Source organism: Bradyrhizobium sp. Kon56 (assembly GCF_055807635.1).
Map to the genome: position 1 here is coordinate 1 of NZ_JBVVOU010000161.1, position 437 is coordinate 437.

General features: G+C 54.9%; 1 protein-coding gene. It reads right to left on the reverse strand.

What is annotated here, in order from left to right:
• Window positions 1-356, reverse strand: a 356-nt coding sequence (locus AC0L3B_RS38425) for a Cif family virulence factor (RefSeq protein WP_473382809.1), incomplete at its 3' end; no start/stop codon positions are given.
• Window positions 357-437: the final 81 nt, after the last annotated feature.

Genomic DNA, 437 nt, shown 5'->3' on the forward strand with positions numbered 1-437 from the left:
ACCTTGGTGGCGTCGCCGCTCTTAGGGTCCTTACCGAAGATGTCGGTCTCGCCGTTGGCAACGACCAGATCGTTGTTGATGACCGACATGTTGCCGACTCTGATCTCTATATGATCGGTGCCGTTCTTGAAGTTGTTTTCGTATACGGTCTTGAGATCGGAAAACACACCGCCCGGGTTGATCTGGACCCCGTCCTTTGTATAGAGCGCAGCGACACAGCCCGCGTCTTTCTTGGCGACGCAGTCGGTGTAGGCGACGGCTAATTTTTCGGCCTCCTGCTTGACCTCATCGGCCAGTGCCGGTGCAGAGATGAAGGCGGAAGAACACAATGCCAAGAGCAATGAACGTCGCTTCATAGCAACTTCCCCTCTGGTTGTGATGCACAATTGCATCGCGACGTCCTCCTGACGTAGGACGTCGCGTTGCATTTGTTCCGA